Source organism: Rhodopseudomonas pentothenatexigens, from assembly GCF_900218015.1.
Lineage (GTDB): Bacteria > Pseudomonadota > Alphaproteobacteria > Rhizobiales > Xanthobacteraceae > Rhodopseudomonas > Rhodopseudomonas pentothenatexigens.
Map to the genome: position 1 here is coordinate 12,934 of NZ_UFQQ01000014.1, position 26,264 is coordinate 39,197.

General features: G+C 66.3%; 28 protein-coding genes and 1 riboswitch. Of the genes, 13 read left to right on the top strand and 15 right to left on the bottom strand.

Translation table 11 applies throughout. The features are described from left to right. Positions 1–8: 8 nt before the first annotated feature. Together DWA33_RS25240 and DWA33_RS14445 are read right to left on the bottom strand one after the other, a co-directional pair. Positions 9–179 (bottom strand): hypothetical protein, encoded by a 171-nt coding sequence (locus DWA33_RS25240; RefSeq protein ID WP_167443215.1) that lies wholly within the window; start codon positions 177–179, stop codon positions 9–11. Positions 180–476: 297 nt separating this feature from the next. After that, the gene (locus tag DWA33_RS14445; RefSeq protein ID WP_181902415.1) at positions 477–971 is read right to left on the bottom strand and encodes a hypothetical protein; all 495 of its coding nucleotides are present in this window, start codon (positions 969–971) and stop codon (positions 477–479) included. 155 nt (positions 972–1,126) lie between these two features. On the opposite strand from DWA33_RS14445, the gene DWA33_RS14450 reads away from it, so the two are divergent. The 3 genes from DWA33_RS14450 to DWA33_RS14460 all read left to right on the top strand — a co-directional run bounded on the left by DWA33_RS14450 (position 1,127) and on the right by DWA33_RS14460 (position 3,392). Beyond that, positions 1,127–1,408 (top strand): BrnT family toxin, encoded by a 282-nt coding sequence (locus DWA33_RS14450; protein WP_114358782.1) that lies wholly within the window; start codon positions 1,127–1,129, stop codon positions 1,406–1,408. After that, complete coding sequence (locus DWA33_RS14455) at positions 1,383–1,625, top strand: hypothetical protein (RefSeq protein WP_114358783.1); 243 nt, start codon at positions 1,383–1,385, stop codon at positions 1,623–1,625. Before DWA33_RS14450 ends, DWA33_RS14455 begins: the two co-directional genes overlap by 26 nt. A 111-nt stretch (positions 1,626–1,736) precedes the next feature. Next, complete coding sequence (locus tag DWA33_RS14460) at positions 1,737–3,392, top strand: fumarate hydratase (protein ID WP_114358784.1); 1,656 nt, start codon at positions 1,737–1,739, stop codon at positions 3,390–3,392. A 761-nt stretch (positions 3,393–4,153) separates the two neighbouring features. Here DWA33_RS14460 and DWA33_RS14465 read toward each other — a convergent pair. Beyond that, positions 4,154–4,450 carry a hypothetical protein gene (locus tag DWA33_RS14465; protein WP_013501252.1) on the bottom strand — a complete coding sequence of 99 codons (297 nt, stop codon included), beginning with the start codon at positions 4,448–4,450 and terminating at the stop codon, positions 4,154–4,156. 249 nt (positions 4,451–4,699) lie between these two features. Here DWA33_RS14465 and DWA33_RS14470 point away from each other — a divergent pair, with 249 nt between their 5' ends. Next, positions 4,700–5,413 (top strand): Ig-like domain-containing protein, encoded by a 714-nt coding sequence (locus DWA33_RS14470; protein WP_114358785.1) that lies wholly within the window; start codon positions 4,700–4,702, stop codon positions 5,411–5,413. Between the two features lie 22 nt (positions 5,414–5,435). Here the strand turns inward: DWA33_RS14470 and DWA33_RS14475 are convergent, their stop codons facing one another. Both DWA33_RS14475 and DWA33_RS14480 read right to left on the bottom strand, forming a co-directional pair. Then, a complete protein-coding gene (locus tag DWA33_RS14475; protein WP_114358786.1) occupies positions 5,436–6,020 on the bottom strand; it encodes an inner membrane-spanning protein YciB in 585 nt (194 codons plus the stop codon). Between the two features lie 138 nt (positions 6,021–6,158). Further along, positions 6,159–6,788 carry a hypothetical protein gene (locus tag DWA33_RS14480; protein WP_114358787.1) on the bottom strand — a complete coding sequence of 210 codons (630 nt, stop codon included), beginning with the start codon at positions 6,786–6,788 and terminating at the stop codon, positions 6,159–6,161. Between the two features lie 137 nt (positions 6,789–6,925). On the opposite strand from DWA33_RS14480, the gene DWA33_RS14485 reads away from it, so the two are divergent. Then, positions 6,926–7,675: an SET domain-containing protein gene (locus tag DWA33_RS14485; RefSeq protein ID WP_114358788.1), complete on the top strand. Its 750-nt coding sequence runs from the start codon at positions 6,926–6,928 to the stop codon at positions 7,673–7,675. Positions 7,676–7,795: 120 nt separating this feature from the next. Here DWA33_RS14485 and DWA33_RS14490 read toward each other — a convergent pair whose 3' ends face one another. Next, complete coding sequence (locus DWA33_RS14490) at positions 7,796–8,194, bottom strand: hypothetical protein (RefSeq protein ID WP_114358896.1); 399 nt, start codon at positions 8,192–8,194, stop codon at positions 7,796–7,798. A gap of 151 nt (positions 8,195–8,345) precedes the next feature. Between DWA33_RS14490 and DWA33_RS14495 the strand changes: the two genes are divergently transcribed. Then, entirely contained in the window at positions 8,346–9,167 is an 822-nt protein-coding gene (locus DWA33_RS14495; protein ID WP_114358789.1) for a helix-turn-helix domain-containing protein, read from the top strand. Between the two features lie 72 nt (positions 9,168–9,239). Next, positions 9,240–9,905: a DsbA family oxidoreductase gene (locus tag DWA33_RS14500; RefSeq protein ID WP_114358897.1), complete on the top strand. Its 666-nt coding sequence runs from the start codon at positions 9,240–9,242 to the stop codon at positions 9,903–9,905. On the opposite strand, the gene DWA33_RS14505 is transcribed toward DWA33_RS14500, so the two are convergent. Further along, positions 9,906–11,063 carry a GNAT family N-acetyltransferase gene (locus tag DWA33_RS14505; RefSeq protein WP_114358790.1) on the bottom strand — a complete coding sequence of 386 codons (1,158 nt, stop codon included), beginning with the start codon at positions 11,061–11,063 and terminating at the stop codon, positions 9,906–9,908. It lies immediately after the preceding gene. Positions 11,064–11,296: 233 nt separating this feature from the next. Here DWA33_RS14505 and DWA33_RS14510 point away from each other — a divergent pair, with 233 nt between their 5' ends. Then, on the top strand, positions 11,297–12,763 hold the full coding sequence (locus DWA33_RS14510) for a caspase family protein (RefSeq protein ID WP_114358791.1): 1,467 nt from the start codon (positions 11,297–11,299) through the stop codon (positions 12,761–12,763). Between the two features lie 64 nt (positions 12,764–12,827). Here the strand turns inward: DWA33_RS14510 and DWA33_RS14515 are convergent, their stop codons facing one another. Beyond that, positions 12,828–13,289, bottom strand: coding sequence for a PaaI family thioesterase (locus DWA33_RS14515; RefSeq protein WP_114358792.1), 462 nt, complete (start codon positions 13,287–13,289; stop codon positions 12,828–12,830). A gap of 297 nt (positions 13,290–13,586) precedes the next feature. Between DWA33_RS14515 and DWA33_RS14525 the strand changes: the two genes are divergently transcribed. Together DWA33_RS14525 and DWA33_RS14530 are read left to right on the top strand one after the other, a co-directional pair. After that, the gene (locus DWA33_RS14525) at positions 13,587–13,853 is read left to right on the top strand and encodes a hypothetical protein (protein WP_114358794.1); all 267 of its coding nucleotides are present in this window, start codon (positions 13,587–13,589) and stop codon (positions 13,851–13,853) included. A gap of 159 nt (positions 13,854–14,012) precedes the next feature. Beyond that, positions 14,013–14,690, top strand: coding sequence for a Crp/Fnr family transcriptional regulator (locus DWA33_RS14530; RefSeq protein WP_114358795.1), 678 nt, complete (start codon positions 14,013–14,015; stop codon positions 14,688–14,690). 21 nt (positions 14,691–14,711) lie between these two features. On the opposite strand, the gene DWA33_RS14535 is transcribed toward DWA33_RS14530, so the two are convergent. From DWA33_RS14535 to DWA33_RS25245, 3 genes are all read right to left on the bottom strand, one after another. Continuing rightward, on the bottom strand, positions 14,712–14,858 hold the full coding sequence (locus tag DWA33_RS14535) for a hypothetical protein (RefSeq protein ID WP_244601302.1): 147 nt from the start codon (positions 14,856–14,858) through the stop codon (positions 14,712–14,714). A 293-nt stretch (positions 14,859–15,151) separates the two neighbouring features. Continuing rightward, positions 15,152–15,538: a hypothetical protein gene (locus DWA33_RS14540; RefSeq protein WP_114358797.1), complete on the bottom strand. Its 387-nt coding sequence runs from the start codon at positions 15,536–15,538 to the stop codon at positions 15,152–15,154. A 461-nt stretch (positions 15,539–15,999) separates the two neighbouring features. After that, positions 16,000–16,146 (bottom strand): ferritin family protein, encoded by a 147-nt coding sequence (locus DWA33_RS25245; RefSeq protein ID WP_167443216.1) that lies wholly within the window; start codon positions 16,144–16,146, stop codon positions 16,000–16,002. A gap of 295 nt (positions 16,147–16,441) precedes the next feature. Here DWA33_RS25245 and DWA33_RS14550 point away from each other — a divergent pair, with 295 nt between their 5' ends. Further along, positions 16,442–16,630, top strand: coding sequence for a hypothetical protein (locus DWA33_RS14550; RefSeq protein ID WP_114358799.1), 189 nt, complete (start codon positions 16,442–16,444; stop codon positions 16,628–16,630). A gap of 16 nt (positions 16,631–16,646) precedes the next feature. On the opposite strand, the gene DWA33_RS14555 is transcribed toward DWA33_RS14550, so the two are convergent. After that, on the bottom strand, positions 16,647–16,958 hold the full coding sequence (locus DWA33_RS14555; RefSeq protein WP_244601303.1) for a hypothetical protein: 312 nt from the start codon (positions 16,956–16,958) through the stop codon (positions 16,647–16,649). A gap of 140 nt (positions 16,959–17,098) precedes the next feature. Between DWA33_RS14555 and recA the strand changes: the two genes are divergently transcribed. Beyond that, the gene (gene recA / locus DWA33_RS14560) at positions 17,099–18,190 is read left to right on the top strand and encodes a recombinase RecA (RefSeq protein ID WP_114358801.1); all 1,092 of its coding nucleotides are present in this window, start codon (positions 17,099–17,101) and stop codon (positions 18,188–18,190) included. A 330-nt stretch (positions 18,191–18,520) separates the two neighbouring features. Here recA and gcvP read toward each other — a convergent pair whose 3' ends face one another. The 3 genes from gcvP to gcvT all read right to left on the bottom strand — a co-directional run bounded on the left by gcvP (position 18,521) and on the right by gcvT (position 23,125). Beyond that, positions 18,521–21,427 carry an aminomethyl-transferring glycine dehydrogenase gene (gene gcvP, locus DWA33_RS14565; RefSeq protein WP_114358898.1) on the bottom strand — a complete coding sequence of 969 codons (2,907 nt, stop codon included), beginning with the start codon at positions 21,425–21,427 and terminating at the stop codon, positions 18,521–18,523. Positions 21,428–21,601: 174 nt separating this feature from the next. Further along, a complete protein-coding gene (gene gcvH / locus DWA33_RS14570) occupies positions 21,602–21,967 on the bottom strand; it encodes a glycine cleavage system protein GcvH (protein WP_013501273.1) in 366 nt (121 codons plus the stop codon). Between the two features lie 9 nt (positions 21,968–21,976). Then, entirely contained in the window at positions 21,977–23,125 is a 1,149-nt protein-coding gene (gene gcvT / locus DWA33_RS14575) for a glycine cleavage system aminomethyltransferase GcvT (protein WP_114358802.1), read from the bottom strand. A 134-nt stretch (positions 23,126–23,259) separates the two neighbouring features. Then, a riboswitch (glycine riboswitch) is annotated at positions 23,260–23,364 on the bottom strand. Between the two features lie 228 nt (positions 23,365–23,592). Here gcvT and alaS point away from each other — a divergent pair. Beyond that, on the top strand, positions 23,593–26,262 hold the full coding sequence (alaS, locus tag DWA33_RS14580; protein ID WP_114358803.1) for an alanine--tRNA ligase: 2,670 nt from the start codon (positions 23,593–23,595) through the stop codon (positions 26,260–26,262). Positions 26,263–26,264 lie beyond the last annotated feature (2 nt).

A 26,264-nucleotide genomic window follows, 5' to 3' on the forward strand; every position in this document is an offset into this window, starting at 1 on the left:
CCGCGCAGCTACGCGATCTGGTCGACGCGCGTGCCCTGACCGGGCGGCAGCGCCGCCTTCGGCGGCTGGATGCTGGTCGTGTCGTTGTCGTCCTTCGGCGGCGGAGGCGGCGGTGGAGGGCTCGCCTGCGTCGTCGGTTTGGTGACCTGGGTCGACGACACGCTCGAAATGCTGTCCATCAGTCTTTCCTCGTGTTGGCCAACGTCCCCCGGAGAGATGGGACTGTGGCGGCCACGGCGCCACGCATGTGAATCCCGTTCCCGCCGGATCAGGCGCAGGATCGCGCGAGCCGGTGAACGTTGCGCGCAGGCCGGTGCCGGCATTTGCCTCAAATGCCGTGCGCCCGGCGTGCCGGCGCGAAGCCGCGCGGAGAACGCCCGCAAGAACAACGAGCTGCGGTTGCGGGGCGATCGGACGCGCGGTGCCGGCCTCGGGATCGTACCAGCGCGATGGCGCGCCGCCGCTTGCCGGCCGCGCTATTCGCTGCTGTCGCGGGAAATCGAGATCGAGGCGGCGGTCTTGGTCCGGGCGCAGCGCATGTCGAGCCGGCGGAACCGGGTCTTGATGTCGTTGCCGCGCAGGATGCCGACCCGTCCGAAGCAGCGCTTCACCCCGCGCAGCGTGTCCTGCTTCGGGATGGTGAACACGATCGCGGCGGCGCTGGCGATCAGCTCGACGAATGCCGGCGACGGCTTCCGCGACGGCGCCTCGCCGAAAACCTCGTTCTTCACCGTCCGGCTCGGGCACCCCAGCCGCAGCGCCTTCGCGGCCGGATGCGACAGATAGATCGTATTGGCGGCGGTCTTGCCGACCGCGACCCCGGCGATCTGCGCCTTCAGCGTGCCGGCGAGGTCGTCGCAGCGGTCGGCCCGGGCCGGCGAGGCGGCTAGCGACATCACCGCGACGGCAAACCCGGCGAGCCACGCGGCGCGGTCAGGCAAGCGGAACGAGCGGTCGGCAAATGCGATCATCAAACCCTCCGCGATCAGTTCGGGGCGAAGTCTCATAGCGGAGGGCGGCGGAAATGCAAACTGCCCCACCTTCTGCTGACTGCTGCGCTTGATGGACGCTGTTGAGGCCGTACAAAAGTATGGTAACATAGCCATACCAGCGTGGCGGTCGGCCGATGACGAGCTTCGAGTGGGACGTCACCAAGGACAGGCTCAATCGCGCCAAGCATGGCGTCGGCTTCGCAGAGGCTCAGCTCGCATTCCTCGATCCATCGCGCGTGATCGCCGAAGACCTCGGTCACAGCCAGACCGAGCAGCGCTATTTCTGTTTCGGGAGAGTGGGACCCGGAATTCTCACGGTGCGTTTCACGTGGCGCGGCGATCAGATCCGGATCTTCGGCGCCGGCTATTGGCGAAAGGGAAAGGCGACCTATGAAGAAATCAACGGTCAAATATAGCAAGGGAGAGATCGGCCGCGTTCGCGTCGTCGACGATTTCCTGCCGCCGCCGGATCAGCTCGTGTTGCGCGAAGCCAACGTCAAGGTGACCCTCAGCCTGTCTCAGCGCTCGGTCGATTTCTTCAAGCGTGCCGCGGCGAAGCAGAACGTGCCGTATCAGCGGATGATCCGTGCGCTGGTCGACGCCTATGCGGAGAAGCAGGAGGGACGACGGTAGTTTAGCCGGGCGACGGCTGGCCTGCTCCCCTCCCTCCCGTTTTGAACCCTTCAAAATCCCGCCGAAACCGCCTAGACAGGGCCGCGAATTTCCCCATTCGAGGCCCTGTCCATGAACGCTCCCACGCCGATTCCGTCCGCCGCCACCCCGGTTCCGCCCTACAGGCACACCCCGCTGTTCCCGCTGGGCAAGGACGACACCGTCTATCGCAAGATCACGTCGGAGGGCGTGCGGGTCGAGAAGGTGCTCGGGCGCGACATGCTGGTGGTGGAGCGCGAGGCGCTGCGGGCGCTGAGCGAGGCGGCGTTCGGCGAGATCAATCATTATCTCCGGCCGGGGCACCTGAAGCAGCTCCGCGCCATCCTGGACGATCCGGAGGCCAGCCCGAACGACAAGTTCGTCGCGCTGGATTTTCTGAAGAACGCCAACATCGCCGCCGGCGGCGTGCTGCCGATGTGCCAGGACACCGGCACCGCGATCATCATGGGCAAGAAGGGCGCGAACGTCATCACCGACGGCGACGATGAAGCGGCGCTGTCGGAAGGCGCGCGCGACGCTTACTTGCGCCGCAATTTGCGCTACTCGCAGGTCGCGCCGCTGTCGATGTTCGAGGAGAAGAACACCGCCAACAACATGCCGGCGCAGTGCGAGATCTACGCCGAGGGCGACGACGCCTACAAGTTCATGTTCATGGCCAAGGGCGGCGGCTCGGCCAACAAGAGCTTCCTGTTCCAGGCGACGCCGTCGCTGCTGACGCGCGACCGGCTGCTGGCGTTCCTGAAAGAGAAGATCATGACGCTCGGCACCGCGGCGTGCCCGCCCTATCACCTCGCCATCGTGATCGGCGGCACCTCGGTCGAGACCACGATGAAGACCGTGAAGCTCGCGTCCGCGCGCTATCTCGATGCGCTGCCGACCCACGGCTCCGAACTCGGCAACGCGTTCCGCGACGTCGAGATGGAGCAGGACATCCACAAGATGACGCAGAGCCTCGGCGTCGGCGCGCAGTTCGGCGGCAAGTATTTCTGCCACGACGTCCGCGTCATCCGGCTGCCGCGCCATGGCGCCTCGCTGCCGATCGGGCTCGGCGTGTCGTGCTCGGCCGACCGGCAGATGCTCGGCAAGATCACCAGGGACGGCGTGTATCTGGAGGAGCTGGAGCACAATCCGGCGCAGTATCTGCCCGAGGTCGAGCAGGCGCTCGGCGACGAGGTGGTCAAGATCGACCTCGACCAGCCGATGAAGGACATCCTCGCCACGCTGACCAAGTATCCGACCAAGACCCGGCTGTCGCTGACCGGCACCATGATCGTGGCGCGCGACGCCGCCCACGCCAAGCTGCGTGACCGGCTGGAGAAGGGCGAGCCGCTGCCGGACTACTTCAAGAACCACCCGGTGTACTACGCCGGCCCGGCCAAGACGCCCGACGGCTACGCCTCCGGCGCGTTCGGTCCGACCACGGCGGGGCGAATGGACTCGTTCGTCGATCAGTTCCAGGCGGCCGGCGGCTCGATGGTGATGGTCGCCAAGGGCAACCGCGCGCCGGCGGTGCGCGAGGCCTGCAAGAAGTACGGCGGGTTCTATCTCGGCTCGATCGGCGGCGCCGCGGCGAACCTCGCCGAGCACTGCATCAAGAAGGTCGAGGTGCTGGAATATCCCGAGCTCGGCATGGAGGCGATCTGGAAGATCGACGTCGTCGACTTCCCGGCCTTCATCATCGTCGACGACAAGGGCAACGACTTCTTCAAGGAACTGAATCTGGGGTGAGGCGTCTCCGCGCGCCCACCACGCGCACCGTCCCTCCGCGCGCGGGCCACGCGCACCGTCATTCCGGGGCGCTCACGACGTGAGCGAACCCGGAATCCGGAAGTCGTTGCGATCAGGTGTCTAATCACTTCGGGATTCCGGGCTCGCTCGCTGACGCGAGCGCCCCGGAATGACTGCCTGGGGCAGGGGCGCTGCCGCGCAGGCGGGGCGCCTTACGCCTTCGTTCCGGTGAACGGGAACGAGCCCATCGGGCCGATGCCCATTTCGCCAGAGATGCTGTCGCTCAGGATATCGTACGTCAGCAAACCCCTTGAAAAGCGAACGTCGTATTGCGTCTCTACCGACTATTCAGCAGCCTTGGGTTGATGGCGGGCTGAATGCAGGAGCGAGGCATGTCGGTTTGGCGGTACGTGATTGTAAACGATGATGGGGCCGCTCCAAATTATGGTCGGCCTCGTTTGATGCTCGCGATCTGAGGGGTGCTCTCAGAGAGTATCGCCTTGTCGACGTGGGAGCCGTTCGCCGAGGCTGTCAAAGACGAGCTGTTAGCACGACCGCACTCGGACAGCTTCCTGAGCGGATGATCGAACTTCGCTCCGTCATTCCGGGGCGCTCACGAAGTGAGCGAACCCGGAATCTCGCCGTTCAGGGCCCTCGACCGGTTCAACGCAGAACATCTCGGGATTCCGGGCTCGCTCGCTGGCGCGAGCGCCCCGGAATGACCGCTTGGGGCAGGGGCGCTGCCGCGGAGGCGGGGCGCCTTACGCCCGCGTTCCGGTGAAGGGGAACGAGCCCATCGGGCCGATGCCCATCTCGCCGGAGATGCTGTCGCCGCTCACCTTGCCGGTGTAGCTCAGCGTCAGCGGCATCGGATTGGTGATCGACAGCTTCCAGGCGACGTCGTCGCCGTTCACGGTGCCGTCGAAGATCTCGCCGGCATCGCCGTCGGCGGATTGCGTGCCGGTGAGCGTGCCGCCGTCGGCCTTCAGCGTCAGGTCGGCCTGCCGCTCGCCCATCGGCGTGCTCATGGTGAGTTTCCAGTTTCCGTCGACTGCCATGTGTTTCTCCCCTTGGTCCCGGCCCTCGTGAGTTCACCGGGCCGCCCCTCTTAGTATGGCCCGGGAGCCGCGAACAAGCCCGAAGGTGCGGCATGGCTGCGGCCAGGGGCCGCGACGGTTTGCGGGCGGTGTCCTGCTCTGCCGACCCTGCATGCAGATACCTGTGGTGCAGTGCAATCGGTGTGCTATCCTATGTCAAGTTTGGAGGACGCCTCGAGGTTTCCCACGCGTTGATGGTGGAGACCCGACATGCGTTTGTCATTTGCAATTCGCGCGCTGGCGTTTGCCGCGCTGCTGCTGGCGACGGTCGGCGGCGCTCCTGCGGTCGCGCAGGTCGAAGTTGTGTCCGAAACCACCGCGACCCGGCTCGAAGTCGCTGCGCTGCCTTCGAGCCCGGGCCGGTTCCTGCTCAGCGCCACCGTCACCACCGGCTTCGGCCACGGCGTCGCCGATGGCCGCATCGTGTTCTACGATCTCACCACCAGCACGGTGCTGGGCTGGACCGACGCCGGCCGGCCGAGCCTGACCGTGGAGCGGCTGGCGCCGGGCCGGCATCTGCTGCGTGCCGATTACGCCGGCAGCGCCAGCCGGCTGCCGCTGATCGTGCTGCCGAGCCAGTCGGCCGAAGTCGCGCTGGATGTCCGGGCGACTCCACGCCTCATCCTGTCGTCGTCGCACCGGGCGCCGCCACCCGGCGCAGTGGTGACACTCACCGCAGCGGTCACCGGCGCGCAAGGCGTTCCGAGCGGCGCAGTCAGCTTCCGCGACGGCGAGCGCGTGATCGCGGCACACGTCCCGCTCGATCGCACCGGCCTCGCCACGTTCACCACCTCGGCGCTGGACGACGGGATCGGCGGCATCTTGGTCGTCTATGATGGCGACGGCCGCTACGAGCCCGCTTCGGCGCGCATCGAGCCGACCGACGAGGGTCCGCTGGCGCAGGCCGACGCACCGCGGATGTGAAAGGCCGGCTTTTGGAGCCGCGCTACGGCTCGGCGGTGATCGGTTCGGCGGCCGGCTGTGCGTCCGCGGGCCGCTGGCGGCTGCGGATCGCCATCCGGAACACCAGATACTGCGCGGCGACCGCCGCCACCTTGAAGGCCGGCGCGATCACCATGACGTAGAACGTCCAGAGCTTGATGTCGCCGGTCAGCGCCGCGGCGATCACCCCGGCGCCGAGCAGCAGCATCAGCGCCGCCCACAGATAACCGGCGATCCGCACATAGTCCGGAATCGCGGAAGCGATCCTCGGCGTCACATAGCGGGCCATCCAGTCGCGGCGCAGCATCAGCACGCCGACCGCGATATGGCCGATGCTCGGTTTGATCAGCATGAAGAACGGGTCGTCGGTCAGCAGCGTCGCGCCGCCGAGCACCACCACCATCGCGACGCTGGCATAGGCCATCACATCGAGCCGCAGGCCCTTGATCCGCGCATAGGCGAATTGCGCCGCCGCGCCGAGCACCGCGACGATCGTCGCCAGGGCGACGTTACCGGTGGAGAAATACAGCACCACGAAGATGATGGTGGAGAAGAAGTCGCTGCCGAGCTTGGCGAACACCGCCTTCATTGCACGTCTCTCCAGCTCGCGCCGCTGGCGGCCAGCCACGGCGGCGCGACATCGGCCCCACGATTGTGCGGGCCCCGTCTGGGGAAGTAAACCGCGGCGGCCCGGCGGCAAGGGCCGGACCCCAACTTTAGAACGAGTTCAGTTTGGCGCGGCCAGCGCGGTGGCCCGGCCGGCTGTGCCGAACGGCCTGGGCTTGTCCTTGCCGCAGGCAAAGCCGCGCGCCAGCTCGTCGGCGGCCTGCCGCGCCAGCTCGTTGGCGTTGCGGTTGGCGGCGACGTCGACATAGGCGACATGGCACACCGGGCCCGGCGGCAGCCGCGTCACCACCAGCATCTGCTTGGTGTTGGGCCGGCCGGCCTTGCCGACATCGTCGTTGTCGGCAAGGTGCCAGCGCTGGATGATCGCGAACGGCTTGCCGGTTCCGTCGAGCCGCCATTCGACCGTATCGGTGGTGGAGTTGAACGGGCCGAACGAGGCGCTGGCCGCCGGTTGGTCGTTGGCATCCTTTCGGTTGCGGCCGACGGTGACGGTCTGGCGCAGATCGATCTCCGCCACCACCACCACCAGCCCGTCCTGGCCCGGGCAGAGCCACTCGCCGGCGTCTTCGTCCTTCCCGGCTGGCCGCACGATGCGGCAGGATTTCGGCGCGGTCGAGCTGTAGACGCTGGTCGCGCCGTCGGCCCGGGCCGGCGTATCGAGTGCCGGCAGGGCGGCGAGGAGGAGCGGCAGGGCGAGAGCAGAGGGCAGTCGCATCGGCAAGCCTCGCATCACATATCTCGTCGGTTCGACGCCGCTCGGCTGGGGAAGGTTCGAGCCCGAGTCCGGGAAAGCACTGCCATTCGTCGCGGAATCGCTCTAGAACGACGCCTTCGTGTGTCCTTTAGCCGCGTTCGAAACGAAGAACCATGCCCCTGTTGTCGAAAGACCATTACCGTGTCGGCCGCTCCAAGACCGGGCTCGGACTGTTCGCCGTCAAGCCGATCAAGAAGGGCGCCAAGATCATCCGCTACGTCGGACCGCTGCTCGATTCGCGCAACAAGAAGCACGAGGGCATCGAGAACAAATATCTGTTCGAGCTGAACAATCGCTGGACCATCGACGGTTCGATCCGCAAGAACGTCGCCCGCTACATCAATCACGCCTGCAAGCCGAACGCGGAGTCCGACGTCAATCCGCGCAAGAAGCGGGTGATCATCCGCGCCGTCAAGAACATCGAGCCGGGCGAAGAGATCAACTACGACTACGGCACCGACTACTTCAAAGCCTATCTGAAGCCGATCGGCTGCAAATGCGCGTCCTGCGAAAAGAAGCGCAAGAAGAAGGCCGCCGAAGCCAGGGCCGAAAAGGCCAAGCTGAAGCTGAAGGCCGAGCGCAAGGCGCAAGCCGAAGCCGAGAAGGCCGCCCGCAAGGCCGCGAAGGCAACCGGCAAGGCGAAGCCGGAAAAGCCGTCGAAGCCGGAGAAGGTCGCCAAATCGAAGGCGCCGAAAGCGGTGAAGGCTAAGACGAAGGTGAAGTCGAAGGGCACCAGCAAGGCAGCGAAGACCAAGGTGGTGACCGCAAAAGCCGGCAAGACCAAAGCGGCCAAGTCGGCAAAGGCCACGTCGTCGCGCAAGACGTCTGCGAGCCAATCCAACAGCAAGTCCAAGGCCGCCTGATCGTCGGCATCGCCTCTCATCGCGTCATTGCGAGGAGGCGAAGCCGACGAAGCAATCCAGACCCGTGCCCGAAGCTGGATTGCTTCGCTTCGCTCGCAATGACGAGCGGAGCGTTAGTGCTTATGCGGCAACGGCTGCCTCGCTCCGCCTCAGCCCGATGAACTGCAACTCGGCGAAGATCCCGACCGCTGTCGCCTGCACCAGCACGAAGGCGATGCCGAGGGCGTTCGGGGCTACTGGCCCGCTGAGCAGCAGGGCCACGCTGCCGAGCGTCCACAGCGCGTTGCCGGCAATCACAATCAGCACCATCGTGCGCGGCAGCACGGCGCGGGTGCCGAGCCAGCCGACCAGGGCGGCGTAGCCGATCAGGAACAGTCCGGTGTCCAGCAGCAGCGGTTCCGGCAGGGCGAGCAGGCGGGACAGCGTGCCGGCCGCAAGGGTCAGCAGCAGCGCCATCGCGCCGCTGACGAGTGCGTCGGCCTGGAGAGCGCGGCGCAGCAGCGCAGACGGGCGGATCATCGAAGCTCGCATCATGGAATATCTCCTTCGGTTTGCAGCGACGCTGCGAAGGATGCCGGGCGGCGCGATCCGATTCGATTACCTGACGGGTCAGAAATGCCTTACCTCGGAGGTCATGGATGCTGTGCGGCGCGCGTGTTAGCCTTCGCGCATGAACACCAACGTGTCTTCGATCAATGCCGCCGTCGGCGCGCAGCCGGTCCGGATCGGCGATTACTTGCGGCAATGGCGGCAGCGCCGCCGGCTCAGTCAGCTCGATCTCGCGCTCGACGCGGAAATCTCGGCGCGGCATTTGTCGTTCGTCGAGACCGGCCGGGCTTCGCCGTCGCGCGAGATGGTGCTGCGGCTCGCCGAACGGCTCGACGTGCCGCTGCGTGAACGCAACGTGCTCTTGGTCGCGGCCGGTTTCGCGCCGGCGTTCCCGCAGCGCTCGCTGGACGATCCGGCCCTTGCCTCGGTGCGGGCCGCGGTCGATCAGGTGCTCGCCGCGCACGAACCGAACCCGGCGCTGGCGGTCGATCGTCATTGGAACCTGGTTTCCGCCAACCGCATGGTGGCGCCGATGCTGGAGGGCGTCGCATCGCATCTGTTGGCGCCACCGCTCAACGTGCTGCGGCTGTCGTTCCATCCGGAAGGTCTGGCGGCGCGCACCGCCAATCTCGGCGAATGGTGCGCGCATCTCTTGGAGCGGTTGCACGCGCAATGCGAGACCAGCGCCGACCCCAAGCTGATCGCGCTGTACGAGGAACTGAAAACCTATCCGGTGCCGGCGCGTGCCGCGCCAATCGCGCCGGATGCGGTCGCGGTGCCGTTTCGCCTGCAGCTCGGCGATGCAGTGCTGAGCTTCATCTCCACCACCATGGTGTTCGGCACCCCGATCGACGTCACGCTGTCGGAGATCGCGATCGAGACCTTCTTCCCCGCCGATGCGATCACAGGGGCGCGATTGCGCGAGCTCGCCGAGCGGCTCTGATCCGCCTTGTCGGGCGTTGCCTGCGCCCCATCTGTGTGGGAGGGTGCCGGAAACGACAACGAGGAGACGCCGATGAGTACGCTGAAGCCGCTGACGATCGACGTAGTGTCCGACGTCGTCTGCCCGTGGTGCTACATCGGCAAGAAGCGCATCGAACAGGCGATCGCATTGGCGCCGGAGGTGCCGGTCGAGCTGACCTACCGGCCGTTCTTCCTCAATCCCTGGGTGCCGCGCGAGGGCATTGGCCGCGACGAGTATCTGACCAAGAAATTCGGATCGCCGGAGCGCTACAAGGAAATCGCCGGCCGGATCGCCGAGGCCGCCGCGCAGGAAGGTCTGGAGTATCATCCCGAGCGGGTGCAGCGGCAGCCGAATACGATCGATTGCCATCGCCTGATCCATTGGGCGAACGCGATCGGGCAGGGGCCGGCGATGAAGCAGCGCCTGATGGAATTGTACTTCCGCGACGGCGGCGATCTCACTGACCCCGAGGTGCTGGTGCAGGCCGCGGCGGAATGCGGGCTCGATGCGGACGACATCCGCGCCCGGCTCGCCACCGATCAGGACGTCGAGGACGTCTCGGCGCAGGCGCAGGAAGCCGCCGAGAAAGGCATCTCCGGCGTGCCGACCTACGTGTTCATGCATCAATACGCGGTGTCCGGCGCGCAGGAGCCGGCGCTGATCGCCCGCGCCATCCGCAAGCTGTCGGCGGAGCTCAACGCCGAAGCCGCGGAGTAATCAGCGTTTCAGCAGCCGCTTGGCGACGTGCCGCAACCGGTCGCGCGCCGTCAGCGCCGCGACGATCGGTGCGAACAGCGGATCGCGCTTGCGCAGCGGCAGCACCAGATCGCCGACCGCGAACCGGCCGCGCCAGATCGGATCGATCATCGGATGCCGGGCGCTGGCGGTGGAGTCGGCGAAGCTGATCTGCGGATCGGCGCACAGATGCCGCGTCAGCGCCAGGGTCAGCAGCACGCCGGGCGAACAGCGCGCAAAACTCTCGTCGATCCCGAGCTTGAAGAAATAGGCCCAGTCGCCGTGGCGCAGCACGATGCCGGCTGCGACCGGCGTCGTGCCGGCCGACAATGTGATCACTTCGCATTGACCGCGCGAGGCCAGCGCGACAGCGGCGCTGCGCAACCGGGCGGCCAGTTCCGGCTGCCGCTTCAGCGAGCTGCCGCCGCGGCCCTTCCAGCCGCTGTCTTCCAGGGCGAGAAACACGTCGAAGGCATGTGCCGCCTCGTCCGCGCTGCGGGCGACGGCGAACCGCACCTCGCCGTGTTCGCCGAGACGCCGTTCCAGCCGGCGCAACTCCTTGAGCTTCTTGGCGCCGAGGCCATCACGCAGCAGCTCTTCGGCGTCCCGCGTGGCGTCGAGGCTGGCGCGGGTCCAGCCGCGGATCAGCCGCGGGCGAAGGCCGTCCGCGGCGAGCGCGCGGGTGAAGGCCGCCACCGCTTGGCCGTCGCGGGCGACGTCGCGCAGCACCAGCGCGCGGTCACCGGTGGCGCGAGCCTGCGCCAGCAGTTTCGCAGCGGCGTCGTCAGCGGCGTCTCGATCGAGCAATGGCGTGTCCAGCGAACGGAACGGATCGGCCGACACCAGTGCCGGCAGCGGCAGGCGGAACGCGCGCCAGCACGAGATCACCGGGACGAGGCCGATCAGCCGGCCGACGGAATCGTGCGCGGTCAGCGCACGCGGTGCGGCATGATCGCCATTCGCTGCAATCACCCAGTCCGGCAGGTAGTAACCGTTCGGTTCGATCACCCGTGTCGCCAGATCACACCAGGCCGCTTGGTCGATTGCCGCGACGCCCGGCAGTACGCCCGGCTGTGCCGGCCGCGTCGCGGCGCCGGAACGGCGATGCGCCAGGGGCGTGGCGGGGAAGGTGTCGGCCAAAGCTGTCGGTCCTGCGCTGTGGGGCGCGCCGATCGCTCGAGAGCGGCGCGCGGATCCTCAGCCTAACCGCGCACCCTCAACATCGCCTTGGCGTCCGAGGCGCAATCTGCCGATAGTGTTAACCGCAGCTTTCCCGGCGTGCGGCGCGGGTGTCGATTTGCCACGTCGCGGCGCTGAACCCGAATGCCCGCGCGGGCGACCAAAAGCCGATATCGGCTGGACAAGGAGGCGCCATGCGACGCGCGATGCTGACAACCGCGGCGCTGGCCGCGACGGTGCTGTTTGGAGCCGCTGCGGTCGCGGCGGAAACCCGGGTCGCGCTGGTGATAGGACAGTCGGCCTATCGGGCGGTGCCGCCGCTGCCCAATCCGGTGAACGATGCCAAGGCGATCGGAACCCTGCTGGGCGATGCCGGCTTCGAGGTGATCGAAGCCACCGATCTCGGCCAGAACGAGCTGCGTGCCAAGCTCGGTGATTTCGCCGCGGCGGTCGCATCCAAGGGGCCCGACACCGTGGCGCTGATGTTCTACGCCGGCCACGGCATCCAGGTCGACGGCGAGAACTATCTGATCCCGGTCGACGTCGATCCCAAGCGTGAGGCCGATATTCCGCTGCAGGCAGTGCGGCTCAACGACGTGCTCAACACGCTGAGCTCGGTGCCGAGCAAGACCCGGATCATCATGCTCGATGCCTGCCGCAACAATCCGTTCCCGAGCATCAACAAGACCACCGGCCAGGGGCTGGCACTGGTCGATACCAAGTCCGGCGCGCCGGGCACTCTGCTGTCGTATTCGACGTCGCCGGGCGCCGAGGCCGAGGACGGCAATGGCACCAACAGTCCGTACACCACCGCGTTGTTGAAGGCCGGGCGCGAGAATGGACTGAAGATCGAGGATACCCTCAAGCGGGTGCGGCTCGCGGTCAATCAGGCGACCGAGGGCCGCCAGACGCCGTGGGAGAGCTCCTCATTGGTCGACGACTTCCAGTTCTTCACCGTGACCGCCGCGGCGCCCAGCGACAGTGAGGCGCCGAAGCCGCGCACGGTCGAGGAATGGCGCGGCTTTCTGAAGGGCAAGCCGGTCGATCAGGCCAACGCGCTGATCGTCTCCGATGGCTCCGCCGACGCTTACGAGGCGTTCGTGTCGCTGTACGCCGAGCCGCCGTTCGCGCCGGATGCCAAACGCTGGCTCGACCGCCATCGCCGGATGCAGGCCTGGAACCGGGCGGTGCTCGTCAACACCGGCTCGGCCTACACCGCGTTCCTGGCCGAGTATCCCGCCAGCGATCTGACCGCGACCGCACGCAAGCTCGCCGAACGGCTGCGCAACCGGCCGGACACCGCGGTCGCCGTGCCGACGGCCGCACTCGCCACCCCGGTGGCCGCCGCGGCGGCGCTGACCTGCCCGTGCGGACCGACACCGCCGGCGCTGCAGAAGGTCGAACCGAAGAAGACCGACGTGAAAAAGACCAAGAGCCGGGCCGAACGCGACGACCCGCCCAAGCGCGGCGGCAAGAAGGCGTCGCGCAGCCGGGTCTATGTCGAGGAAGAGGACGACGACGTCGTGGAGGTTCGCCGGCCGCCGATCTACGCGGTGCCGCCGGGGCCGGTGATCCAGTTCGGCGGCGGCTTCCGCGGCGGCTATGGCGGTGGCCCGAGCCGCGGCGGCGGCAGTTATGGTCCGAGCCGCGGCCGTTACTGAAGCGCCGGTTCCGACAAATCGCGAGGCCGGCCCGGGAAAGCACCCGGAGCCGGCGCCCGCGCGCTCACAGCATCGCGAACGCGCTCGATACCATCGCCACAGGCTTGCGGTCGGCGGCACCCAGCAGCGTGACCCGGCCGAAGCTCATGGTGCGGCCGAGCCGGACCAGGCGGGCGTCGGCGATCACGTCGGTCGAGGCCACCGCTTTCAGGAAATGCGTGGTCTGATCGACCGTGGTCATCGGCCGGAAACCGCGGTTGCCGGCGCAGACCGCGAAGACCATCGCGGTGTCGGCCAGCGCCATCAGCGCCTGGCCGCAGACTACGCCGCCGCTGCGGCACAGCCGCTCGGAAAACGCCATCCGCAGGGTGGCGCCGGGTTGCCAGTCGGCAGGGCTGGCGGCCGGCGGATCGAGCTCGAGCCTCTCGACCGACAGGCCGAGCTCCAGCACCCAGGGCGCGAACGCCTCCCGCAGCATCCGCTGCGCCTCGTCGAGGCCGAACTCCGCCGTCTGCTGCCCTGCCATGCGTCTCTCCCTGACCCGTTGATTATCCGCGTGTTTCGCGACGTTTCGCAGCATCCCACCCGATTCGGCACGGCTTGAAAACGACACCGTCGATCCCTTAAGTTCGGCGACATCCGAAGGGGGCACGATGGTCAGACGAGTGGCGTTGGTGGTCGGCCTGGTGGTCGCGGCGATCATGCTCAATGGGTGCACCAAATGCGGTCCGATCTGGGAGGACTGGCAATCGCCGAAGTCCTGTCGGTCCGATCGCCTGTAGCGCGGCTGCCGGGCGCGGCCTGCGGCGAGAGGGAGTTTGCGATGAAGATTCTGCACGGCGCCGCCGTCCTGGCCCTGCTGGCCGGTCCGGCCTTTGCCCAGAGCGAGGGGCCGCACGTCAATCTGGTACCGGAAATCCAGCACAAATCGCCTGAAGAGAAGGCCCAGGACGCGATCCGGCAGAAGGCCTATCAGGAATCACTGCGTAAGATCCCGGATGCCCAGGCGCCCAACGACCCCTGGGGCGGCGTCCGCGGTGCCGAAGCGAGCCCGCCCAAGGCCAAGCGCAAGGCCCCTCAGGCCAATTAAGCTCGTCTGACGGCCGCTGCCGCCGCGATAGGCAGGTGGTCAAAACGGCACAGATTTTTTCTGCGATTTGAGGATGATGCGCGGACGGAACCCCGGCGTGCGCGACTTGCTGCGCGCCGGCTCCGGCTGAATCATTCGTTTTCGTTCGCAGGATATCACGTGTCGTCAAGCGAGGTGCCGTTCGATCCAAAGGTCTTTCTTCGCAATGCAGGTACGGGGCGCACCGTTCTGCAATTCCGAACCAACCAGACCATTTTCACGCAAGACGAAGCCGCCGACTGCGTGATGTACATCCAGCACGGCCGCATCAAATTGTCGGTGATGTCGGAGCAGGGCAAAGGCGCAGTCGTCGCCATCCTCCAACCTGGACAGTTCTTCGGCGAAAGCGGGCTGCTCGATCAACGCCGCCGCACGACCGCTATTGCGCTGGAAGAATGTACCGTCACAACCATCACCAACGCCACCATGATGACGACGCTGCAGCGCGAACCGGCGATGTGCGAGCTGTTTACCCGCCACCTTGTCGCCCGCAACTCGCGGGTCGAGGACGACTTGATCGATCAGTTGTTCAACAACAGCGAGAAGCGGTTGGCTCGATTGCTGCTGCTGCTGGCCGACGCGGTCGAGGATTCCCGGCCGGTACCGATCGAGATCAGCCAGGAGACGTTGGCGGAGATGATCGGCACCACGCGCTCCCGCGTAAGCTACTTCATGAACAAGTTCCGCAAGGCTGGCTTCATCGACTACAACGGCCGCATCGAAGTGCATCCGACGCTGCGCAACGCGGTGCTGCCCGACCGTCCGCTGGCGGTGGAACTCGCCCGCAAGCCGGAGTGATCGAACTCCGGAGCCAATCGATTATTTCGACTTGTTCTTGTCGCCGAGCAGGCCGCCGGTGCGGCGGTCGACGAAGTGCATCTGCGCACAGGCCGGACAGTGCACCAGCTCGAAGGTGGTCTGCGCCGAGCTTCCGGGGTCTTCCTGCAGCCAAGCCTGGACCTTCATCCCGGTCCGGGGACACTGATAAAGCACATGCGCCATTGGAAGGCCGGTTCCGCCTTAAGTTCTGTAGACGAATTGCCGGGCTTGGCCGTTCGGGCGCTTGATCTAGATCAATTAACGTACCATTTTACCGGTAAATTGCAGATGAATCGGGCGCAAGCTTAATCTGGTACAGGCCCTCGGTGTCTAACGAGAGCCAGACCACCAAATCTCTGATCCTCAAAAGCAAAAGGCCGCCGGCGTGGGATGCCGTGCGGCCTGTGCTGTATTGCTCACCTGGTGATTTGGCGAGTGAGTTACTTGCGGGCGCAGCTCACCTCGATCCGTACCGAGCTGGGGCCGCAGCGTGCGGTCATCACGCCGCCCTCGACCGAGATATTGTCGCTGAACCGGGCCGAGCCGTTGCCGACGCACAGCGCCGATACCAGCGTCTCGTTGGCTTCGCAGGCGGTCGGGCATCCATTGGCCGAACAACTCGTCGACGACACCGTGCGGATGCTGGAGATCGACGCGCCGTCTTTGCCCGCCGGGCCGGCTGGACCGGCCGGGCCAGCAGGACCTTGCGGCCCCGGTTCACCTTGCGGACCGCGGCTACCTTCGCCGCACCCGGCCAGCGCGATGGCCGCGCCTGCCAGTGCGATCAGCGTGCCCATCCGAAATCTGTGCATGGCCTGCCGGCGCATTCCTCTCTCCTTGTTGGTTGATCCAGGTGTTGGGCGGCACTCGGCCGATGACGAATCTGACAGCGGGCGAACCGGACGCCGCTCGACGGAATCCTAGCGCATGTTCGGCCTCGATTGAAACCGACCTGGCCGACGCGATCCCGCTGCTCGATGCCGCCGGTGCGCGGCGCTTGCCGGATGGCGTCGATGCGCCACTGGGACCGTACGGCCGATGCGGAATCGGCGCGGCACCATCGGCGTGGCACCAACGGCGCCGCCGCATCCGTTGGCATTGGTCGCTGCCGTGCCGACCTGCCGATGCATCGGTTTGGTCCCAAAGATCGAGGAGCCCCGAACGAGGCCGTGTCCGGGGCTCCGGTCAAGGTCGAAACTCCCCACCTCTAGAAAGCTCGGCAATGACGGCCATCAGGCTAACGGCGCGGATTTGGCGTTGCCTATGCGTGAGATCAAATACCGTCGGGTTATGAACCGCCCAAGCTACTGCGTCGATCACGCTCGGTGAGCTGAGCGATCAACTGTTTCAGAACCCGCCGGCGGTCTTCGTCGTGGGTTTCCGACAGCAGCCGGCGATATAATTTCAGGTTCTCGTCGCGGATGAAGTTGTCCAAGACGTGCTCCTGTTCGTTGCTCCCGTTGGACGCAGCGGCCATCGCGACGCGTGCGTCCGGCGCTTCCGGTCTCCCGTGGAACTGGATGGCATGGTCAAACTAGTCCGCAAGAAAATGCCTGTCGATCTGAAAACCTGTCCGAAAGTTGCAGGTGAAGACGACGTGGTGTCAGGAAAATCCGGACGCTGCGCTGACGTGTCGGCCGGCGCGTCGGTCTCATCCGAAGGAATGGATGGTGAGGTGGTTCGGCTACGGTAAAGCTTGGCGGACGGTCACTTCACAGGACGATCGAGAGATGAGCTTTTGGTACGTGGTCGATGCCGTCGCGGTCGGAATCATCCTGCCTTGGATCGTCGCGACCTATCGGCTGCTCGGTGCCTTCAAACGCCGCATCGGCGCCGGCCTCGCCAAGTGGGCAATCTACGCCGCACTTTGCGTCCCGGCGATGCTGCTGGTGATGTGGGGCATCCAGAACCTGCGCTGAGTCGGAGTGGCGGCGTTCACAGCCGCTCCGCGTCGCTCCGGTAAACCGCCGACGCCGCGGCCCCGTTGCGGATCCGCCGCGCCTCGGTCATTGCCCGCTGCACGCCGAGATCGGCCGAATCGCTGGAGAAGGTGATCAGCCGGTTGCAGTTCGGGCACTGGGTCTGAAACCCGTCCCTCATGTTCTTGATCTTCTCCCGGAACGGCACCCGGCAGCGGCTGCACAGCACCCGGACCTTGTCCGGGATCTTGGGAGTGGCGAGAAGGCTGTCCATCCAATTAGTTGTGGCGAAGGATGGTTGAGAAAGGCTGAAGGCGTCGGGCGACATGCGGGTCCTCCCCCCCAATCTAGGCTGCGCGCAAAAAAGAACATATTGCGAACTGAGAACAAAAAGGGTACAGTGATTGTGCCGGCTGAGACCGGCGCCTGTTTGTCCGCTTGGCGAATCCGTCCATAAGGAGCACGTTGATGGCTGCCCCCACCGCATTGCGTATCGTCGAAGGTTCTTCCATGGACAAATCCAAGGCGCTCTCCGCCGCGCTGTCCCAGATCGAACGTCAGTTCGGCAAGGGCTCGGTGATGAAGCTCGGCAAAAACGATCGCTCGATGGACATCGAGACGATCTCGTCGGGCTCGCTCGGGCTCGACATCGCGCTCGGCGTCGGCGGCCTGCCGAAGGGGCGGATCGTCGAGATCTACGGGCCGGAATCCTCCGGCAAGACCACGCTGGCGCTGCATTGCGTCGCGGAAGCCCAGAAGAAGGGCGGCATTTGCGCGTTTGTCGACGCCGAACACGCGCTCGATCCGGTCTATGCCCGCAAGCTCGGCGTCAATGTCGACGACCTGCTGATCTCGCAGCCCGACCACGGCGAGCAGGCGCTGGAGATCGCCGATACGCTGGTGCGCTCCGGCGCGATCGACGTGCTGATCGTCGATTCGGTGGCGGCGCTGGTGCCGCGCGCCGAACTCGAGGGCGAGATGGGCGACGCGCTGCCCGGCCTGCAGGCACGCTTGATGAGTCAGGCGCTGCGCAAGCTCACCGCGTCGATCAACAAGTCCAACACCATGGTGATCTTCATCAACCAGATCCGGATGAAGATCGGCGTGATGTACGGCTCGCCGGAGACCACCACCGGCGGCAACGCGCTGAAGTTCTACGCCTCGGTCCGACTCGACATCCGCCGCATCGGTCAGATCAAGGAGCGCGACGAGGTGGTCGGCAATCAGACCCGCGTCAAGGTGGTGAAGAACAAGCTGGCACCGCCGTTCAAGCAGGTCGAGTTCGACATCATGTACGGCGAGGGTGTGTCCAAGATGGGCGAAATCCTCGACCTCGGCGTCAAGGCCGGAATCGTCGAGAAGTCGGGTGCCTGGTTCTCGCACGACAGCCAGCGGCTCGGTCAGGGTCGCGAGAACGCCAAGGCGTTTCTGCGCGCCAACCCGGACATGACCGCCAAGATCGAGGCGGCGATCCGGCAGAACTCCGGGCTGATCGCCGAGCAGATTCTCGCCGGCTCTCCGGAGAGCGATTCCGACGGCGAGGAGCCGGTCGAGGAATAAGCCGCACAAGGCCGGGCGGCCGCACGTCCGGCTTTGTCTGGTCCGAGCCTTCGACGCGAACTCAAGACGGCGAGTGCAGCGCTCCATGTTGCCGGGAGCCCGTTGCGCTCGCCGCATCCGTTTTGGGACGGCTTGATTGCTGCTGGAGACTGAAGATGCTGTGCTGAAACGCTGTTCTCAAACAGACGTCATCGCCGGGCTCGACCCGCGCATCCATAGCGCGCGCAGCGCGATGAACCGAGGCAAGTTGCGAAGAAGATGGATCGGCGGATCGAGCCCGGCGATGACGTCCTCAGCGTGGCGATGCTGCCTATTCAAAGACCGATCTTACTACTCCGCGGCTCGCGCGTAGTCCGCCGCCAGCGCGTAGTCTTCGACCGGCGGACACGAGCAGATCAGGTTGCGGTCGCCATAGACGTTGTCGACCCGGCCGACCGGGCTCCAATATTTGTCGGTGCGCGAATTCGGCGCCGGAAAGCAGCCTTCGGTGCGCGAATAGGGCCGCGTCCATTCCGCCGCGGTGACGTCGTGCGCGGTATGGGGGGCGTGGCGCAGCGGCGACTGCTCGATCGGATAGCGGCCGTCCTCGACCTGCGCGATCTCGCGGCGGATCGCGATCATGGCGTCGCAGAAGCGGTCGATCTCGGCCTTCGATTCCGACTCGGTCGGCTCGATCATCAGCGTGCCCGGCACCGGGAAGCTCATCGTCGGGGCGTGGAAGCCGTAGTCGATCAGCCGCTTGGCGATGTCGTCGACGGTGACCCCGGCGCTGGTTTTGAGCGCCCGCGGATCGACGATGCATTCGTGCGCAACCCGTCCGCGCTGGTTGCGATACAGCACCGGAAAATGCGGCTGCAGCTTTGCTGCGATGTAATTGGCGTTGAGAATCGCGATCTCGGTGGCGCGCTTCAGCCCCGATGCGCCCATCATCAGGATGTAGATGTAGGAGATCGTCAGGATCGACGCCGAGCCCCACGGCGCCGCCGACACTGTGCCGCCGCCGTGCAGGACGCCCGAGGTCGGCTCGCCCTCGGCCGGATGGCCGGGCAGGAACGGCGCCAGATGCGCGCGCACGCCGATCGGGCCCATGCCCGGACCGCCGCCGCCGTGCGGAATGCAGAACGTCTTGTGCAGATTGAGATGGCTGACGTCGGCGCCGTAATCGCCGGGCCGGGCGAGGCCGACCTGCGCGTTGAGATTGGCGCCGTCGAGATACACCTGGCCGCCATGGGCGTGGACGATGTCGCAGATGTCGCGGATGTGTTCCTCGAACACGCCGTGGGTCGACGGATAGGTGATCATCACCGCGGCGAGGTTGGCCGAATGCGCCTCGGCCTTGGCGCGCAGGTCGTCAACGTCGACGTCGCCATGGGCGTTACAGGCCACCACCACCACGTCCATGCCGGCCATCGCGGCGGACGCCGGATTGGTGCCGTGCGCGGAGGACGGGATCAGGCAGATCTTGCGGTGCGGTTCGCCGCGCGACAGGTGATAGCCGCGGATCGCCAGCAGCCCGGCATATTCGCCCTGCGCGCCGGAATTCGGCTGCAGCGACACCGCATCGTAGCCGGTAATCTCGGCCAGCCAGCTTTCCAGCCGCGCGAACAGTGCGTGATAGCCGGCCGCCTGGGACTTCGGCACGAACGGATGCAGGCTGCCGAATGCGGGCCAGGTCAGCGGCATCATCTCGGTGGTGGCGTTCAGCTTCATGGTGCAGGAGCCGAGCGGAATCATCGCGCGGTCGAGCGCGAGATCGCGGTCGGACAGCTTGCGCATGTAGCGCAGCAGTTCGGTTTCGGAGCGATAGTCCTGAAACGCGGCTTGCGTCAGATAATCACTTGTCCGCTTCAGCGTCGCCGGCAGCGCGGTGCCGAGCGCTTCGCCCGTCGCGTGTTCAACCGCGGCGTAGTCCAGCGATCCGCCGAACGCCCGCCAGAGCGCCTCGACAATCGCCGGCGTGGTGGTCTCGTCGAGCGAAATGCCGAGCGAGGTGGTGTTGATCCGCAGGTTGATCCTGTCGGCTTCTGCGCGCGCCACGATGCCGTCACGGCGGTCGCCGACCTCGATGGTCAGCGTGTCGAAGTAGCTGTCGTGGGTGGGCGCGAAGCCGAGCTGCTTCAGGCCGGCCGCCAGCACCGCGGTGCGCCGGTGGACGCGACGCGCGATCGCGGCTAGGCCGTCGGGACCGTGATACACCGCGTACATCGCGTTGATCACCGCCAGCAGCACCTGCGCGGTGCAGATGTTGGAGGTCGCCTTTTCGCGGCGGATGTGCTGTTCGCGGGTCTGCAGCGCCAGCCGGTAGGCCGGCTGGCCGTGGCTGTCGATCGACAGCCCGACGATCCGGCCGGGCAGGCTGCGCTTCAGGCTGTCGCGCACCGCCATATAGCCGGCATGCGGTCCGCCATAGCCCATCGGCACCCCGAAGCGCTGCGCCGAGCCGATCGCGATGTCGGCGCCGAGTTCACCGGGCGGAGTGATCAGCGTCAGCGCAAGCAGATCGGCGGAGACCACGGCCAGCGCGCCCTTTTGGCGCAGCGCCGCGATCACCGCGCGGGGATCGCTCAAACGCCCCGACGAGCCGGGATATTGCAGCAGCGCGCCGAACACGTCGGCGCCTTCCAGTTCGGTCTCCGGATCGCCGACGATGATGGTCCAGCCGAGCGGCTCGGCGCGGGTGCGTAGCACCGCGATGGTCTGCGGATGAGTGTCGGCATCGACGAAGAACGCCTTGGTGTTCTTGGCCGCCGCGCGTTCGGCGAGCGCCATTGCTTCCGCTGCGGCGGTGCCCTCGTCGAGCAGTGAGGCGTTGGCGACGTCGAGCCCGGTGAGGTCGCAGATCATCGTCTGGAAGTTGAACAACGCTTCCAGCCGGCCCTGGCTGATCTCCGGTTGATACGGCGTGTAGGCCGTGTACCAGGCGGGGTTTTCCAGAATATTGCGTTGGATCACGGTCGGCAGGATGGTGCCGTAATAGCCCTGGCCGATCAGCGAGGTGAAGACTTGGTTCTGCGCGGCGAGTTCGCTCATATGCGCCAGCGCCTCGCTCTCGGTCAGCGGTGCGCCGAGCTTCAGCGGCTCGCGATGCCGGATCGCATAAGGCAGCGTCTCGGCGACGAGCTGCTCTAGGCTGCCGGCGCTGGCGGTCGCCAGCATCGCCGCGATGTCCTGCGGCGAGGGCCCGATATGCCGACGCACGAAGTCGTTGGCGGCGTCGATCGGTCGGCGATGCGGCATGCGAGGCTCCTGCGTCGTGAAGCCGAACTGAGTGCCCTTGGCATGCTCTGCGGCTTCTTCAGTGTTCAAGCGATCATCAACTCGTCATGGCCGGGCTCGTCCCGGCCATCCACGTCTTGCATCGATCACCACGTCTCAAGACGTGGATGCCCGGCACAAGGCCGGGCATGACGACTAAGCCGTGTGGGCCTTATAGGCCGCCTCGTCCATCAGACCGTCGAGTTCACTCTTGTCGGCGATCTTCAGCTTGAAGAACCACGCAGCGCCGCCGGCGTCGGAATTCACCAGGCCGGGCTCGGTGCCGAGCGTCTCGTTGACTTCGAGCACTTCACCAGTGATCGGCGCGTAGACGTCAGAGGCCGCCTTCACCGACTCGACCACGGCGGCGGCTTCAGCTTTCTTCACGGCGCGGCCGACTTTCGGCAGCTCGACAAAAACCACGTCGCCGAGCTGTTCCTGGGCGTAGTCGGTGATGCCGATCGTGGCGACGTCGCCCTCGATCTTCAGCCATTCATGATCGGGGGTGTAGAGCGTGGTCATGACAAGTCCTCAGCGCTTGTAGGTGTTCGGAACGAACGGCATGGCGGCGACGCGCAGCGGCAGACGCTGGCCGCGTACTTCGGCGAAAACGACGGTGCCGCGCCTGGCCAGCGCAGACGGCAGATAGCCCATCGCCACCGGTGCATTCAGGCTCGGCCCGAAGCCGCCGGAGGTGACCGTGCCGACCGGCTCGGCCGAATCGGCGCTGGCGAACAGCGGCGCGTTTTCACGCACCGGGGCGCGGCCCTCGGGCCGCAATCCAACGCGCAGCCGCGCGGTGCCGCCATCGAGCTGGCTGAGAATCGCCGACGCGCCGGCGAAGCCGCCAGAACGGGCACCGCCATTGCGCCGGCTCTTTTGGATCGACCAGCTCAACGCCGCTTCGACCGGCGTCGTCGTGGTGTCGATATCGTGGCCGTACAGGCACAGCCCAGCCTCCAGGCGCAGGCTGTCGCGGGCACCGAGCCCGATCGGCAGCACGTCCGGGTTGTCGAGCAGCGCGGCCGCAAGCCGTTCGGCGCCGTCGGCGGGCACCGAGATCTCGAAGCCGTCTTCGCCGGTGTAGCCGGAGCGCGACACGATGCAGGCAAGGCCGTCGAGGCTCAGCTCGGCGACATCCATGAACTTCATCGTGGTGACGTCTGCACAGAATTTCGCCAGCGCGGCTTCGGCCTTTGGACCCTGCAGCGCGATCAGCGCGCGATCGGTCAGCGCAGTGACCTCGCAGGTGTCCGACAAATGCGCGCGCAGGTGCGCCTCGTCCTCGGCCTTGCAAGCGGCGTTGACCACCAGAAACAGCCGGTCGCCGAGATTGGTGACCATCAGGTCGTCGAGAATCCCGCCGGTTTCATTGGTGAATTGCGCATAGCGCTGGCGGCCGGGAGGCAGCGCCAAGATGTCCTGCGGGATCAGCCTTTCCAGCGCGTGGGCGGCGTCTTCGAGCCTGCCGGACTTTGCCCGCAGCTCGATCTGACCCATATGCGAGACGTCGAACAGGCCGGCGGCTGCGCGGGTGTGGAGATGTTCCTTCAGCACGCCTGGCGGGTACTGTACCGGCATGTCGTAGCCGGCAAAGGGCACCATCTTGCCGCCGCGGGCCAGATGCAGCGCATAGAGCGGCGTACGTTTCAAGGATTGGGTGTCGTCACCCGCCAGCATGTCCAGGCTCCCAAGGTTCCCGAGACCGATTTCTCGTCACCATTCGAAGCCCCATCTGTCGCTGTGCCTGAGAGCATTATCCCGTCGGCGGACCCGTCCCGGGATTGCCCGGCAGGGTCTCTTTCCAGATGTCATCCAGCCGCGCGGTCCGTTTGCCTGAGAGTTTCCGGGGCGGTTGCTCCTTCGGCGCCGGCCCCCTCCACTGAAGAATGGGGCCGATCTCTCCCGACGCGACTTAGTCTTAGGTAGGTAGGACACAAACACGGCTTCAGCAAGGCTGTCAACGCGGCGCAGCGAGCTATCAACGGGTCTTCGTAAACGCCCGTGGCAGCGCGCCCGCCGGCTGGCAAACACCTGAATCCATGCCCACTTTCTAGACAGCGCGCGCCCCCGCGTCTAAAAGGCATGACACCGGAAGAGGTGGGTTCGGCGGGCGTTTCGCGGGCATTCCGGGTGATTGGACGAACATGAGCGGCGTTAACGAAATTCGGTCTACGTTTCTGAACTACTTCGCCAAGAACGGCCACGAGATCGTGTCGTCGTCGCCGCTGGTGCCGCGCAACGACCCGACCCTGATGTTCACCAATGCCGGCATGGTGCAGTTCAAGAACGTGTTCACCGGGCTGGAGAAACGCCCGTATCAGCGCGCCACCACCTCGCAGAAATGCGTGCGTGCCGGCGGCAAGCACAACGACCTCGACAATGTCGGCTACACCGCCCGCCATCTCACCTTCTTCGAAATGCTCGGCAACTTCTCGTTCGGCGATTACTTCAAGGAACGCGCGATCGAACTCGCCTGGGAGCTGATCACCCGCGATTTCGGCCTGAACAAGAACCAGCTTCTGGTCACCGTCTATCACACCGACGACGAGGCGGCCGGCTACTGGAAGAAGATCGCCGGCTTCTCCGACGACCGTATCATCCGGATTCCGACCTCCGACAACTTCTGGGCGATGGGCGACACCGGTCCGTGCGGCCCGTGCTCGGAGATCTTCATCGATCGCGGCGAGCACATCTTCGGCGGTCCGCCCGGCTCGCCGGACGAGGACGGCGACCGATTCCTGGAATTCTGGAATCTGGTGTTCATGCAGTACGACCAGGTGACGAAGGACGAGCGCGTGGACCTGCCGCGGCCGTCGATCGACACCGGCATGGGCCTGGAGCGCATGGCTTCGATCCTGCAGGGCGTCGACAGCGTGTTCGACACCGACCTGTTCCGCAGCCTGATCGACGCGACCGCGTCGGCGCTCGGCCGCGGCCCGACCGAGCAGGACGCCGCGTCGTTCCGCGTCATCGCCGACCACCTCCGTTCGTCGTCGTTCCTGATTGCCGACGGCGTGCTGCCGTCGAACGAAGGCCGGGGCTACGTGCTGCGCCGGATCATGCGCCGCGCGATGCGTCACGCCCAGCTGCTCGGTGCCAGCGAGCCGCTGATGTGGCGGCTGGTGTGGGCGCTGGTGCGCGAGATGGGCCAGGCCTATCCGGAGCTGGTCCGCGCCGAGGCGATGATCGAAGAGACGATGCGGCTGGAAGAGACCCGCTTCCGCAAGACGCTCGACCGCGGCCTCGCGATCCTCGACGAGAAGAGCGCCGGCCTGAACAAGGGCGACATGTTCGACGGCGAGACCGCGTTCACGCTGTATGACACCTACGGCTTCCCGCTCGACCTGACCCAGGACGCGCTGCGCAACCGGGGCATCAATGTCGACATCGCCTCGTTCACCGACGCGATGGACCGCCAGCGCGCCAAGGCCCGCGCCTCGTGGGCGGGCTCGGGCGAAGCCGCGACCGAGGCGGTGTGGTTCTCGCTGCGTGAGAAATTCGGCGCCACCGAGTTCCTCGGTTACGACACCGAGACTGCCGAGGGCGTGGTCACCGCGCTGGTCAAGGATGGGGCCGAAGTCGACGCGTTGCAGGCCGGCGACGCGGCTGCGATCGTGACGAACCAGACGCCGTTCTATGCGGAGTCGGGCGGTCAGGTCGGCGACACTGGTGTGCTCAGCGCCGAAGGCGTTCGCTTCGTCGTCACCGACACGATGAAGAAGGCCGGCGATCTGTTCGTGCATTTCGGCACGGTCGAGCAGGGGACGATCAAGCTCGGCGACGCGCTGGCGCTCGATGTCGATCACGCCCGCCGTTCGGCGATCCGCGCCAATCACTCGGCGACGCATCTGCTGCACGAGGCGCTGCGCCAGGTGCTCGGCGATCACATCGCGCAGAAGGGCTCGCTGGTCGCACCCGACCGTCTGCGCTTCGACTTCGTGCATCAGAAGCCGATCACGCAGGACGAGCTGCGCAAGGTCGAGGACATCGCGAACGACATCGTGCTGGAAAACGACGAGGTGGTCACCCGGCTGATGGCGGTGGACGACGCGCGCGAGGCCGGCGCTCGTGCGCTGTTCGGCGAGAAGTACGGCGACGAGGTTCGCGTGGTGTCGATGGGCAAGGCCGCGCGTGAGCACGGCTCCAACGCGCTCGGCTGGTCGGTCGAACTGTGCGGCGGCACTCACGTCAAGCGTACCGGCGACATCGGCCTGGTGTCGATCACTGCCGAGAGCGCGGTGGCGTCCGGCGTCCGCCGCATCGAGGCGCTGACCGGGCGCGCGGCGCGGCACAACGCCAATGCGGCGATCTCCACCGCCAAGCTCGCTGCGTCCGAATTGCGGACCACGCTCGACGACATGCCGGCGCGGATTACCGCGCTGATGGACGAGCGCAAGAAGCTCGAGCGCGAACTCTCCGAGGTGCGCAAGAAGCTGGCGATGGGCGGCTCGGCGTCCGGAGACGGCGTCGCCTCCGACGTGCGCGACATCGGCGGCATCAAGCTGATGGCGCGCGCGGTCCAGGGCATCGAGATCAAGGATCTCAAGGGCCTGGTCGACCAGGGCAAGAAGCAGATCGGCTCCGGCGTGATCGCGCTGGTGGCGACCTCTGAAGACGGCAAGGGCTCGATCGTAGTCGGCGTCACGCCCGACCTGGTGTCGCGGTTCTCGGCGGTCGATCTGGTCCGCAAGGCGTCCGAAGTGCTCGGCGGCAAGGGCGGTGGCGGCAAGCCCGACATGGCGCAGGCCGGCGGTCCCGACGGTTCCAAGGCCGGCGCCGCGCTGGAAGCGATCGCAGCCGCCCTCGGCGGCTGAGA